Raw genomic sequence first — 11,440 nt, forward strand, 5'->3', positions numbered from 1 at the left:
CCGCGTCCCGGGACGCGGGCGCCGGGGCGCTTACTCGGTCTCGGGCGCGATCTGCTCCAGGCCGCCGATGTGGCGCTGGGCGTAGAGCGGCAGGCCGATCTGGTTGATCAGCTCCAGCTGGGTCTCGAGGAAGTCGATATGGCCCTCCTCGTCCTCGGCCAGATCCTCGAACAGTCGCTTCGAGACGCGGTCGTTGATCGAGTCGCAGTACTTGGCCGCCTCGAGGTAGAGCGACCTAGCCTCGTTCTCGGCCGCGAGGTCGCACTCGATGATCTCCTGCACGGTCTGGCCGATCCGCAGCGGGTCGAGCTCCTGCAGGTTCGGAAAGCCGTCGAGGAACAGGATCCGGTCGATGAACCGGTCGGCGTGGTTCATCTCCTCGATCGACTCCTTGCGCCAGAACTTGGCGAGGTCGACGTAGCCCCAGTCGTTCAGCAGGCGGAAGTGGAGCCAGTACTGATTGACCGCCGTCAGCTCGCTGCGCAGGCCGCGGTTGAGGTACTCGATGACCTTGGTGTCGCCCTTCATGCCCCAGTCTCTCCGTTGCTCGGAACGCGAGGAGACGGGCGCCTGGGTCGAGAACCCGCGGGCACCGCTCAGGCGGCCAGCTCCTCGTCCGCTGTTTGGAACTGTTTCAGACTGCAGGCGCTCGCGCAAGACGCCGAGCAGGCATGGGCGTCCGCTTCCGCCGCATCCGCGAGCGCTGTCCGCAGGATCGACCGGATGGTGCGGGCGCAGCGCCCGCATTTCGGGCTGCAGCCGAGGCAGGCATAGACCTGGGCGGGCGTGCGCGGGCAGGCCGGGCCCGGGTTGAGGCAGCCGCGCACGGCGCCGTCGGACAGGACGTTGCAGGAACAGACGATCATGCGATCCGTGAACCCTGGCTTGGTTCTCGGCCGGCCGGAAGCCGCTCGGCCGTCCCTCGACACGGAACCGGCCCCGGACGGGCAGGCCCCCATTGCGACGCACACCAGATTAGAACTCTTGAAAACTAGAACGTTTTCAGCGCGTTAGTGCGGGCGACACATGGCACCGGGCCGCGAGCCGGTCAAGGGTGCCCGTTTCACGCGTGCGCAATCGAGTCGGCCCCGTCCGACGGAACGGCGCACCGCCTCAGGCCTTTCCACGGACGAGCCGGACACGGTGACGCAGCCGCGTCCGCCCGGCACGCCGCGGTCGGGGGCGGGCGCGGCCGGAGCCCGACCGCGGACAGGCGGCGGCCTTCGTCATCCCGCAGCGCAGCGAAGCCCCACGCCGAGAATCCTGGCCCGACAAGGACTTAAAGCCGGCCAGGGGTTCCGCGTCTCCCCGAATCCCTCTAGCCTTGCGCGGTTCCCCCCTGTAAGGCCGCCCGGCGCGCTCACGCGCCGCCTCCTCGCGACCGCGCGGGGCAAATTCGGCGCAAGCCCGGACGACAAGGAGATTCCCAGGGATGGCAAAGACCGCAGCGGATGTCCTGAGGGAGATCAAGGACAACGACGTCAAGTACGTGGACTTCCGGTTCACGGATCCGCGGGGCAAGTGGCAGCACGTCACCTTCGACGTCTCGCTCGTCGACGACGAGATCTTCCAGGACGGCACCATGTTCGACGGCTCGTCGATCGCCGGCTGGAAGGCGATCAACGAGTCCGACATGCTGCTGATGCCGGATCCGGCGACCGCCTGCATGGACCCGTTCTTCTCGGCCTCCACCATGTCGATCGTCTGCGACGTGCTGGAGCCGTCGAGCGGCCAGCCCTATTCCCGCGACCCACGCTCGACCGCCAAGCTCGCCGAGGCGTATCTGCGCTCCACCGGCATCGGCGACACGATCTATGTCGGCCCCGAGGCCGAGTTCTTCGTCTTCGACGACGTGAAGTTCGGCGCCGATCCCTACCACACCGGCTTCCAGCTCGACTCGACGGAGCTGCCCACCAACGGCTTCACCGACTACGAGGGCGGCAACCTCGGCCACCGGGTGCAGACCAAGGGCGGCTACTTCCCGGTGCCCCCGCAGGATTCGGCCCAGGACATGCGCGGCGAGATGCTGGCCGCCATGCAGTCGATGGGCGTGAAGGTCGAGAAGCACCACCACGAGGTGGCCTCGGCGCAGCACGAGCTCGGCATGAAGTTCGACACGCTGACGCTGCTCGCCGACCACATGCAGATCTACAAGTACTGCATCCACAACGTCGCGCAGAGCTACGGCAAGACCGCGACCTTCATGCCCAAGCCCGTCTACGGCGACAACGGCTCCGGCATGCACGTGCATCAGTCGATCTGGAAGAACGGCAAGCCGCTCTTCGCGGGCGACAAGTACGCGGATCTGAGCCAGGAGTGCCTCTGGTACATCGGCGGCATCATCAAGCACGCCAAGGCCTTGAACGCCTTCACCAACCCGTCGACCAATTCCTACAAGCGCCTGGTCCCGGGCTACGAGGCGCCGGTGCTCTTGGCCTACTCGGCCCGCAACCGCTCGGCCTCCTGCCGCATCCCGTGGACGACGAACCCGAAGGCCAAGCGCGTCGAGGTCCGCTTCCCCGACCCGATGGCGAACCCCTACCTCGCCTTCTCGGCGCTCCTGATGGCCGGCCTCGACGGCATCCTCAACAAGATCGATCCGGGTCCGGCCATGGACAAGGACTTGTACGACCTGCCCCCGCGCGAGCTGAAGCAGATCCCGACCGTGTGCGGCTCGCTCCGTGAGGCCCTCCAGAGCCTCGACAAGGACCGGGACTTCCTCAAGGCCGGCGGCGTGTTCTCGGACGACCAGATCGACTCGTTCATCGAGCTGAAGATGACCGAGGTGCTGCGCTACGAGATGACCCCGCACCCGATCGAGTTCGTGCAGTACTACTCGCTCTGAGCGGGATGGGCCGGGCGGCGACGCCCGGCCTTCCCAGACGATCGCGGCGCCGGGGCCCTGAAGGGGGCTCCGGCGTTTCGCGTTTCGGGCCGTGCCGGCGTGCGCGCTTACGGGCCGGCCCAAATTCCTATCCAAGGATCCGGACGATCGATGATCCGGGCCGCCGCGATGGGACAGAGGACGAAGAAGCGGAACCGGCCGAACCGGACGAGGAAGCGGCTCGGCCGCTTGCCCCCCACGCCGGAATTCTTGAGGTTCGGCGGCCGCTTCCATCAGGACATCCTGATCCTTCACGGCACCTGGGAAGCCGCGACGCTCGATGTCGTCGCGTCGTTCAACGGCGAGGATCGGAAGCGGCTGCGCGACTTCATCGGGACGGTCCTGGAAAGCGACCTCTCGCCCGACGAACTGAAAAAGCTCTGGGACCTGACGGGATCCGATTGGTATCTCGATGGCCCCGGCCTTCGGATCACCCTCGCCCTCGCGCATGATGGGTTGCGCAAAGGGCTGTCGCGCCGAGAAGCCCGCATGCTCGCCCTCGACCACCTCGCGATCGTCGCCCCGACCCTCGCGGAAGGCATCGCCCATGTCCGCGAGAGCCTGGACCTCGACATCCCCGAGGGCGGGCGCCACCGCGAGATGGGCACGCGCAACCACCTGCTGCGCCTCGGTGAGGCGCTCTTCCTCGAAGTGATCGCGGTCGATCCCGAGGCGCCGGCGCCCGACCGTCCGCGCTGGTTCGGCCTCGACGATGCCGCCGCGGTCCGAGCCGACTGGGAGTCCGGGCGGCGCCTGCGCGCCTTCGTGGCCCGCACGAACGATCTCGACGGCGTGCTCGGCCGGCGTCCCGGCCTGTTCGGCTCAGCCTTGCGCATGAGCCGCGGCGCTCTCTCCTGGCGCTTCGCCCTGCGCGGGGACGGCGCGCTCCCGATGGACGGCCTCCTGCCCTGCCTCATGGACTGGGACGCCGCCGGCCACCCGGCCCGCGCCATGCCGGATCTCGGCGCGCGGCTCAGGGTCTTCCGCCTCGACCATCCGGACCCCGAGGGCGCGGCCTCGCTCTACCGGGAGATCGGCCTCATCGACCCGCCGGAGATTCGCGAAGGTCCCGTATTCCGCTACACGGCGGAGATCGAGACGCCCTCCGGCCCGCGCACGCTGGCCTGAGCCGCCCCAGGAGATCCGGTTTGAACACCACCCAACTCACGCACCACGACCTCGACGGCTACGGCGCCTCGACGGTCGTCGGCCGGTTCCGCGACGTGCGGCGGGTGGTGCACATCCCGCGCTACTCGGATGTCGGGCCGGTGGTCGAGACCGAGCTGAAGCGGCTGGAGCGGACCAAGGCCCCCGAGCTCCTGATCCTCACCGATCTCGGCCTGGAGGAGGTCGCCGTCACCTTCATCCGCCGGTTTGCGCAGATGAACCTGAAGCGCGAGGCCGAGCGGCGCCACCGGCTCGTGGTGCTCGACCACCACGCCTCGTCGATCGACCAGCTGCGCGCGCAGAAGCTGGAGCCGCAGCCCGATCCCGAGCGGCCGGCGCTGAACCGGTTCGACACGGGCGACCCCGACACCGTCGTGCTGATCGACGCGGAGCGCTGCGCCACCCGGATGGCCTACGAGCAGCGCGCGCTCTACGCACCCGAAGCGGGGGAGGGCGACGCCGACCTCGCGACCCTGGTCGCGGCGGTCGACGCCCTCGACCTCTGGCGCAAGGACCGCCCGGAATTCCTCGGCGGCCTCGCCCTGGACGAGGCGTTCTGGGACAACGTCTCGACCCTGATCCCGGTGGGCCATCCCTGGCACGACCGCTTCGTCGGCGGCCTGCTGATGGCGCTCGCCGCCCTGCTGCGCGAGGGCCTGAACCCGGCCGGGATCGAGGCGCGGCTCGGCGCCGTGCGGCTGGGCCTCGTGGACGACCTGATGGCGGGCGATCCCGACGACGACGCGGGCCTCACCACCCGCATGCGCGTCGCCCGCGCGCTCGCCCGCTCGGAGGAGCTGTTCCGGCCGCTCTCGGACGGCACGCTGCTCTCCTTCGGGCTCGATTCCGGCGCCTTCCAGCGGATCTCCGACCTGATCATGGAGGCCGGCCGGGCCAAGCGCGTCGTGAACGTGCAGCGGGTCGGCACGCTCTCCTTCCGCTCGAACAACGAGACGGCGCTGGACGGCGCCCGCAAGTTCCGCGGCGGCGGCCACCGGGACGCGGCGGGCGGCCGGCTCCAGAGCGGGGCGGCCTTCTCGCTCGCCGACGCGATCGCCCAGGTCGAGCCGGTGCTGAACCCGCCCGCGCCCGATCCCGACGCCAGCCCCTTCGCGGCTTTGCGCGCCCTCAAGGGCTGAGGCGCCGGAACGGACCCGCGACCCGACCGGTTACACAGGCCGGGTCGCGTGGAGCGGGAGCGGCGGACGGCGGATGGGCGAGCGGTCTCAGGAGAATGTCTTCGTCCTCATGGCCGCCGCGATCCGGGAGGCCGCCCGTCTCACGGCGCGGACGCTGGAGCTCGCCCGGGTCGAGACCGACGGCAACATCCGGGCCCTCGCCGGGCTCGCCGCCAAGGTGCTGGCGATCGCCGTGCTGGTGGTCTCGGCCTTCTTCGTCTTCCTCGACGCGGCCGTGAAGATGCTGGCCGCCCTGATCGGATTGGAGGCGATCAGCGCGCTCATCGTCGCCGCGCCCTTCCTGGGCGTGGCGGTGATCCTCGGGCTGATGGGCGCGCGGAGAATCGCCCTGCACAACCTCGAACCCTGGCGGAGCCTGCGCGAGGCCGAGCGGATCGCCGCGCTGGCTCCATCCCTTGCTCCCTCCCCCGGCTCCGCCCTCAGCCGGCCCGCCCCATCCAGTCGGTGACGATCCGGATCTGATCGTCGTCGAAGAGCGCGGGGGCGTGGCCGCAGCCCGGGATCTCGACCAGCGTCGCGCGGGGGCCGCGCCGGGTCATCTCGGCGGCGGTCTGCGGCAGCAGCAGGTCGGAGGTCTCGCCCCGCAGCAGCAGGACGGGGCAGTGCACCGCGTCCCAGTCGCGCCAGAGCGTCACGTTGTAGACACGGCCCGGCCGGAACGCGACGGCGATCGCCGGGTCGTAGTGCGGCCGCCAGGTGCCGCCGGGCTCAGGGTAGAAGCTGTGGCGGGTCATCGCGCGCCACTGCGCGTCGGTGAGCGTGCCGAAATCCCGGAGCGCCGAGCGCAGCCGCGCCTCGGCGGTCGCGAGCGAGTGGTGAAGGCGTGGCGCCTCGCGCAGGCGGTTGCCGATGCCGCGCAGAGCCGCCCAGGGCAGGAACGGGCCGATATCGTTCATCACCAGCCGGCGGATCGGCGTGTTCTGCGCGCCCGCCAGCACCATGCCGACGAGGCCGCCGAGCGAGGTGCCCACCCAGTCGAGCCGGTCCACGCCGAGATGCGCGATCAGCGCGGCCATGTCGGAGACGTATTGCGGCAGGCCGTAGAGCTCGGGATCGGCGAGCCAGCCGCTCTTCCCGCGCCCGACGATGTCCGGGCAGATCACTCGGTAGCCGAGGCCGACCAGCGCCCGGGCGAGCGGGTCGAAATCGCGGCCCTGGCGGCTCAGCCCGTGCAGGCACAGCACCGTGTGCGGGCTCGCGGGATCGCCCCACTCCACGTAGGCGAGATCGTGGAAGCGCCCCTGCGCGTAGCCGAGCGTGCGGCCGGCCCGCGGCTCCGCCTCGCTCTCCGCCTCCGGCGCGAGGTCGGCCAGCATCACGGGCGCCCGGTGCCGGTCCCGCGCGCGACGTCGCCGGCCGCGCGCAGCGCCGTGCGCTGCAGGTCGAGCATCTGGTGGGCGAAGCGCTCGCCCTGCTCCTGCAGGTAGCGGCTCTGGAGGTCCACGGCCGCGCGGGCATCCTCCGCCTGCACCAGCTTGGACGCGAAGGTGAAGCCCGCCCGCACGTTCGTGTCGGTGGCCACGAACAGGGTCTGCGCCATCGCCCGCATCGCGGCCCAGCTGCGCGCCGTGGGGCTGTCGGCGTCCCACCCGTCCGCGGCGGCCGCCGGCAGCGTCACGCCCATGAGACCGGCCGCCTTGGCCGCCGAGGACTCGAAGGCGTTCAGCGCGACCTCGCTGGCCTCGACGTAGCGCATGTAGGCCGCCCGGGCCCGGGCGATGTTCTCCGCGGCCAGCTGCCGGCCCTGCTCGGTCATGTCCCTCTGTCCCCGATCCGCGGCCGTCCCGGTGCCGCAGACTAAGCAATCGAATCGGCCGCGCCGCGTTCCGGCGCTTCGAGAAGCCCAAGACCTCTTGCCATGCCCCGCACACTCTCGCAAAGGGCGCGCCGCGGCCGCGCCCGACACAACGCCGCGTTCGTGTGGGCCGCCCGGAGACCCCGCCTCAGCCGGTCTTCAGAAATCGCTCGATGCTGCCGCTCAGGCTCTCGGAGTGGGTGCCCAGCCGCTCCGCGATGGCCCGCACCGTGTCGGCGAGCTGGCCGGTGGCGTTGGCCGCGGTGGAGACGCCGCCGATATGCCCCGACATCTCCCGGGTCGAGGCGGATTGCTCCTCGACGGCGCTTGCCATGGCGAGCGTGAGCTTCGACAGCTCGGCGACCGCCGAGCCGATCGTCCCGATCGCTCCGACCGCCTCCTCGGTCGCGGTCTGGATCGCCGCGACCTGCTGCGTGATCTCGTCGGTCGCCCTGGCGGTCTGGGCGGCCAGCACCTTCACCTCGCTGGCCACCACCGCGAAGCCGCGGCCCGCCTCGCCCGCGCGCGCCGCCTCGATCGTGGCGTTCAGCGCCAGGAGGTTCGTCTGGGCCGCGATGGTGCGGATCATCGTCACCACGGCGTCGACCTTGCGGGCGTTCTCGGCCAGGTGCCGCACGGTCGCGTCCGTGGTCCGGGCCTGCGCCGCGATCTGCTGAGTCCGCTCCGTGACCCGCCCGACCTGACCCGAGATCTCGTGGATCGAGCCGGCCATCTGCTCCGAGTTCGAGGCGACGGAGGCGGCGCGCGCGCGGGCATTCTCGGCGGAGGCGCCGAGGCCGTCGGCGGAATCCTGCATCTCGCGGACCGCCGCGGACACCGCCTCGACCACCCGGGAGACCTCGGCGGCCATGTTCACCTGGGCCGTCGCCACGGCCCAGGTCAGCATCGGGCCGACATAGCCGCCGTCCGGGCTCATGATGGCCGAGACGCGCAGGTCCAGCACCTCCGGCCCGAGCTTGATCTTGGCCCGGTGCGGCAGGCGGCTCGCGTCGGCGAGCATCCGGCGCTGGTGCTGGGGGCTCTTGTGGAACACGTCGATCGACGCGCCCAGCAGCTCGGAGACCTTGACAGGCAGGTGCTGCTCGATCGCCCCCAGGGTGCGCTTCGAGGTCTCGTTGAGATAGTCGATCCGGAAGTCGTCGGCCGGGTTGGCCGTCATGACGGCGACGGGCATGCCGTCGATCATCGTCATCAGGCGGATCGCCGCGTTCTTCTTGGCGGTGATGTCGGTGGCGAAGCTCATCACGGAGAGCGTCCGGCCGTCGGCGTCCAGGACAGGGCAGTAGCTCGCCTCGAGCCAGATCCGGTTGCCGGACTTCCCGTAGCGGGCGAACTCGCCCGAGACGAACTTGCCGCTCCGCAGGGTTTCCCAGAACTGCGCATAATCGTCGTGCGCCGCGTGAGCGGCGTCGACGAAGATGCGGTGATGTTGACCGCGAATCTCTTCGATGTCGTAGCCGCAGAGGCTGAGAAAATTCCTGTTCGCGGTCAGCACGGTTCCGTCGGGCGCGAACTCGATCGTCGTCAAGACCCGGTCGAGGGCGGCAAGCTTGAGCTGCTCATCCTTGGGACGCGATCTGTGCAGCATGGGATTTTTCCTGACCCTACGAATCCTTTCTTCGATCCGGAATGGTTAACAATCGCGGAACGCGGGAACTGGCAGCGCGCACGACCGTTTAACTCGGTTTTTTGCCCGTGATGGGCGACGCCAGTGACGGCGTGGCGCCGGAAGCGCCCTGCACGGCCCTGCCGAGCCGAAGCCCCGTTGGCGAAACGCCTCGTTCACGATATGTGCCTAACGCCAGAACGATGCCGGCCGTGCCGGCCCGTCAGGCGATCCCGAGGCGACCCATGAGCGAACCCGTCCGCGTCCTCGGCATCGATCCGGGCCTGCGCCGCACCGGCTGGGGGGCGGTGACGGTCACGGGATCCAAGCTCGCCTACGTCGATTGCGGCGTCGTCACCTCGGACGACGACCTGCCGCTGGCCCGGCGCCTGCGCGCCCTGCACGACGGGCTCGCCCGGGTCGTCGCCGCGTTCCGTCCCGACGAGGCCGCCGTGGAGGAGACCTTCGTCAACCGCGACGCGCAGGGCACGCTGAAGCTCGGCCAGGCCCGCGGCATCGCGCTGCTGGTGCCGGCGCTCCACGACGTGCCGGTGCACGAATACGCCGCCAGCCTGATCAAGAAGACGGTGGCCGGCAACGGCCACGCCGACAAGGCGCAGATCCAGGCCATGGTGCGCTTCCTGCTGCCGAAGGCCGAGTTCCGCCTCGCGGACGCGGCCGACGCCCTCGCCATCGCGATCACGCACGTCAACCACCGCGACGCGCACGCGCTGCGGCAGAAGCACCTGCCGGCGGGCTATTCGGGCCGCGCCGCCGAGCGGATCGCGGCGGCGCTCGCCCGGCAGGGGTAGGATGCTACGGGGCCGCCTTGAACTCGCCCTCCAGCCGGAGCGTCACCTCGTCGCCGAGGATCGGCAGGAAGGCGCTGATGCCGAAATCCGAGCGCTTGATCACCGCGCGCCCGTCGAAGCCCACCGTGTACTGCTTGTCGACGGGGCTGATGCCGGCCTGGTTGAAGGTGGCGTCGAAGGCGGCCGACTTGGTCACGCCCTTGAGCGTCAGGTCGCCGACGACGCGGGCGGTGGTCGGGCCGGTCGGCTCGACGCTGGTCGCCCGGAAGGTGGCGGTCGGAAATTGCCGGGTGTCGAAGAAGTCCGGCGTCTTCAGGTGCTGGTCCAGCTTCGGGTTGAGGCCGCTGACGCTGTCGGTGCGAATCGTGACGCTGAGGCGGCTCTTGGCCGGCTCCTTCGGGTCGAGCGTCGCCTCGCCGGTGACGTCGGTGATCTGCCCGAAATAGGTCGAGTAACCGAGATGGCTCAGCGACCACGTGATCTTGCCATGGGCCGGATCGAGCACGTAGGCGCCGGGGCGCACTTGATTCGGGTCGGTCGTCGGCCCCTCCGCGTTCTGGGCGAGCGCCGGGGCCGCGAGAAGGCCGAGGGCGAGGGGAATCGCCGTGAGGGTCGAGGTCAGGATCGGGGTCCGGCGCATGGGGTCCGCGGGGCTCCTGTCTGGGGTCGGGCCGGGGCTCGTGTCGCCCGGGGCGCCTCCTCCTGTTCCACGGCCGCCGGCCGCGCTCAAGCCGCGCATGGTGCGGACGCGGCCGCTTCTGTAGTCATCCGCCCGGGGATGAAGGCGGGACGATGATCGGCAAGCTCAAGGGTGCGGTGGACTCCTTCGGCGAGGATTTCGTGATCCTCGACGTGAACGGCGTCGGCTACGTGGTGCACTGCTCGGCCCGCACCCTGCAGCGGCTGCCGGCGCCGGGCGAGCCGGCGCAGCTCTCCATCGAGACGATCGTGCGCGAGGACATGATCCGCCTCTACGGCTTTCGGTCCGACGCCGAGCGCGAGTGGTTCCGCCTGCTCCAGACCGTGCAGGGCGTCGGCGCGCGGGTGGCGCTGGGCGTGCTCTCGGTGCTGGAGCCGGAGCAGCTCGGGGCCGCCATCGCCACGGGCGACAAGGGGTCGGTCGCGCGCGCGCCGGGCGTCGGCCCGCGCCTCGCGGCGCGCTTGGTGGCCGAACTGAAGGACAAGGCGCCGGCCTTCGCGCCGCTCGACCCGGCGCTGGCCAACCTCGTCGAGGCCGCGGAGGCGGGCGGCCCGGCGGGGCCGGTGGCGGACGCCGTCTCGGCGCTGACGAACCTCGGCTACCCGCAGGCCCAGGCCGCGGCGGCGGTGGCGGCGGCGCTGAAGAGCGCCGGCGAGGGCGCGGAGGCGCGGACCCTGATCCGGCTGGGGCTGAAGGAACTCGCCCGCTGAGGGACGCGTCCGGGTCGGCCCGACCCTCAGATCGCGTCGGTGCCGGTCTCGCCGGTGCGGATGCGGATCGCTTCCTCGATGGTGGAGACGAAGATCTTGCCGTCGCCGATGCGGCCGGTCTGGGCCGACTTGCGGATCGCCTCGACGGCGCCCTCGACCAGCGCGTCCGAGAGCACGATCTCGAGCTTCACCTTCGGCAGGAAATCGACCACGTACTCGGCGCCCCGGTAGAGCTCGGTGTGCCCCTTCTGGCGGCCGAAGCCCTTCGCCTCGATCACGGTGATGCCCTGGAGGCCGACCTCCTGGAGGGCCTCCTTCACCTCGTCGAGTTTGAAGGGCTTGATGATCGCTTCGATCTTCTTCATGCCGGGCGGCCTGACATGCACTGCGCTGTGTCAGATTTCTAACACCCCGCCCGCACCTTCGCCACGCCGTTTTACCCGGAAGTCCGGGAAAACAGCCTATCGCCTCGGCAGATTCGGCACATCGTTGAGGCGGATCGGGCTCGGGCGCCCATTTTCTGGGCAGGTGCTGGGCTGCTCCCGG

The 11,440-nt window shown here is 70.4% G+C and carries 13 protein-coding genes; 6 read left to right on the top strand and 7 right to left on the bottom strand.

Going from position 1 to position 11,440, the window contains the following annotated elements; translation table 11 throughout:
• Positions 1–30 precede the first annotated feature (30 nt).
• Together bfr and MFF54_RS03590 are read right to left on the bottom strand one after the other, a co-directional pair.
• The gene (gene bfr, locus MFF54_RS03585; protein ID WP_238301270.1) at positions 31–528 is read right to left on the bottom strand and encodes a bacterioferritin; all 498 of its coding nucleotides are present in this window, start codon (positions 526–528) and stop codon (positions 31–33) included.
• 68 nt (positions 529–596) lie between these two features.
• Positions 597–866 (bottom strand): (2Fe-2S)-binding protein, encoded by a 270-nt coding sequence (locus tag MFF54_RS03590; RefSeq protein WP_238301271.1) that lies wholly within the window; start codon positions 864–866, stop codon positions 597–599.
• A 566-nt stretch (positions 867–1,432) separates the two neighbouring features.
• Between MFF54_RS03590 and glnA the strand changes: the two genes are divergently transcribed.
• The 4 genes from glnA (at position 1,433) to MFF54_RS03610 (ending at position 5,698) form a co-directional block, all read left to right on the top strand.
• Complete coding sequence (gene glnA / locus MFF54_RS03595; RefSeq protein ID WP_109950000.1) at positions 1,433–2,845, top strand: type I glutamate--ammonia ligase; 1,413 nt, start codon at positions 1,433–1,435, stop codon at positions 2,843–2,845.
• A gap of 228 nt (positions 2,846–3,073) precedes the next feature.
• Complete coding sequence (locus MFF54_RS03600; protein ID WP_306423947.1) at positions 3,074–4,012, top strand: VOC family protein; 939 nt, start codon at positions 3,074–3,076, stop codon at positions 4,010–4,012.
• Positions 4,013–4,032: 20 nt separating this feature from the next.
• Positions 4,033–5,190, top strand: a complete 1,158-nt coding sequence (locus MFF54_RS03605; protein WP_238301272.1) for a dimethylmenaquinone methyltransferase — start codon at positions 4,033–4,035, stop codon at positions 5,188–5,190.
• A gap of 73 nt (positions 5,191–5,263) precedes the next feature.
• Complete coding sequence (locus MFF54_RS03610) at positions 5,264–5,698, top strand: phage holin family protein (protein WP_238301273.1); 435 nt, start codon at positions 5,264–5,266, stop codon at positions 5,696–5,698.
• Here MFF54_RS03610 and MFF54_RS03615 read toward each other — a convergent pair.
• From MFF54_RS03615 to MFF54_RS03625, 3 genes are all read right to left on the bottom strand, one after another.
• Complete coding sequence (locus MFF54_RS03615) at positions 5,670–6,566, bottom strand: alpha/beta fold hydrolase (protein ID WP_238301274.1); 897 nt, start codon at positions 6,564–6,566, stop codon at positions 5,670–5,672. The genes MFF54_RS03610 and MFF54_RS03615 overlap by 29 nt on opposite strands.
• Positions 6,566–7,006 (bottom strand): phasin family protein, encoded by a 441-nt coding sequence (locus tag MFF54_RS03620; RefSeq protein WP_238301275.1) that lies wholly within the window; start codon positions 7,004–7,006, stop codon positions 6,566–6,568. Before MFF54_RS03620 ends, MFF54_RS03615 begins: the two co-directional genes overlap by 1 nt.
• A 187-nt stretch (positions 7,007–7,193) precedes the next feature.
• Complete coding sequence (locus MFF54_RS03625) at positions 7,194–8,654, bottom strand: methyl-accepting chemotaxis protein (protein ID WP_238301276.1); 1,461 nt, start codon at positions 8,652–8,654, stop codon at positions 7,194–7,196.
• Between the two features lie 263 nt (positions 8,655–8,917).
• On the opposite strand from MFF54_RS03625, the gene ruvC reads away from it, so the two are divergent.
• Entirely contained in the window at positions 8,918–9,484 is a 567-nt protein-coding gene (gene ruvC / locus MFF54_RS03630) for a crossover junction endodeoxyribonuclease RuvC (RefSeq protein ID WP_238301277.1), read from the top strand.
• Between the two features lie 4 nt (positions 9,485–9,488).
• Here ruvC and MFF54_RS03635 read toward each other — a convergent pair whose 3' ends face one another.
• The gene (locus tag MFF54_RS03635; protein WP_238301278.1) at positions 9,489–10,124 is read right to left on the bottom strand and encodes a YceI family protein; all 636 of its coding nucleotides are present in this window, start codon (positions 10,122–10,124) and stop codon (positions 9,489–9,491) included.
• A gap of 152 nt (positions 10,125–10,276) precedes the next feature.
• Between MFF54_RS03635 and ruvA the strand changes: the two genes are divergently transcribed.
• Positions 10,277–10,894, top strand: a complete 618-nt coding sequence (ruvA, locus tag MFF54_RS03640; protein WP_238301279.1) for a Holliday junction branch migration protein RuvA — start codon at positions 10,277–10,279, stop codon at positions 10,892–10,894.
• Positions 10,895–10,920: 26 nt separating this feature from the next.
• On the opposite strand, the gene MFF54_RS03645 is transcribed toward ruvA, so the two are convergent.
• The gene (locus MFF54_RS03645; protein WP_003600526.1) at positions 10,921–11,259 is read right to left on the bottom strand and encodes a P-II family nitrogen regulator; all 339 of its coding nucleotides are present in this window, start codon (positions 11,257–11,259) and stop codon (positions 10,921–10,923) included.
• Positions 11,260–11,440 lie beyond the last annotated feature (181 nt).

It is taken from the genome of Methylobacterium gregans (assembly GCF_022179245.1).
GTDB lineage: Bacteria > Pseudomonadota > Alphaproteobacteria > Rhizobiales > Beijerinckiaceae > Methylobacterium > Methylobacterium gregans.

What these genes read in the sequence shown, in the direction of transcription:
- bfr (WP_238301270.1), bottom strand. Translation starts at nt 528, where the DNA reads ATGAAGGGCGACACCAAGGTCATCGAGTACCTCAACCGCGGCCTGCGC.
- MFF54_RS03590 (WP_238301271.1), bottom strand. Translation starts at nt 866, where the DNA reads ATGATCGTCTGTTCCTGCAACGTCCTGTCCGACGGCGCCGTGCGCGGC.
- glnA (WP_109950000.1), top strand. Translation starts at nt 1,433, where the DNA reads ATGGCAAAGACCGCAGCGGATGTCCTGAGGGAGATCAAGGACAACGAC.
- MFF54_RS03610 (WP_238301273.1), top strand. Translation starts at nt 5,264, where the DNA reads ATGGGCGAGCGGTCTCAGGAGAATGTCTTCGTCCTCATGGCCGCCGCG.
- MFF54_RS03615 (WP_238301274.1), bottom strand. Translation starts at nt 6,566, where the DNA reads ATGCTGGCCGACCTCGCGCCGGAGGCGGAGAGCGAGGCGGAGCCGCGG.
- MFF54_RS03620 (WP_238301275.1), bottom strand. Translation starts at nt 7,006, where the DNA reads ATGACCGAGCAGGGCCGGCAGCTGGCCGCGGAGAACATCGCCCGGGCC.
- MFF54_RS03625 (WP_238301276.1), bottom strand. Translation starts at nt 8,654, where the DNA reads ATGCTGCACAGATCGCGTCCCAAGGATGAGCAGCTCAAGCTTGCCGCC.
- ruvC (WP_238301277.1), top strand. Translation starts at nt 8,918, where the DNA reads ATGAGCGAACCCGTCCGCGTCCTCGGCATCGATCCGGGCCTGCGCCGC.
- MFF54_RS03635 (WP_238301278.1), bottom strand. Translation starts at nt 10,124, where the DNA reads ATGCGCCGGACCCCGATCCTGACCTCGACCCTCACGGCGATTCCCCTC.
- ruvA (WP_238301279.1), top strand. Translation starts at nt 10,277, where the DNA reads ATGATCGGCAAGCTCAAGGGTGCGGTGGACTCCTTCGGCGAGGATTTC.
- MFF54_RS03645 (WP_003600526.1), bottom strand. Translation starts at nt 11,259, where the DNA reads ATGAAGAAGATCGAAGCGATCATCAAGCCCTTCAAACTCGACGAGGTG.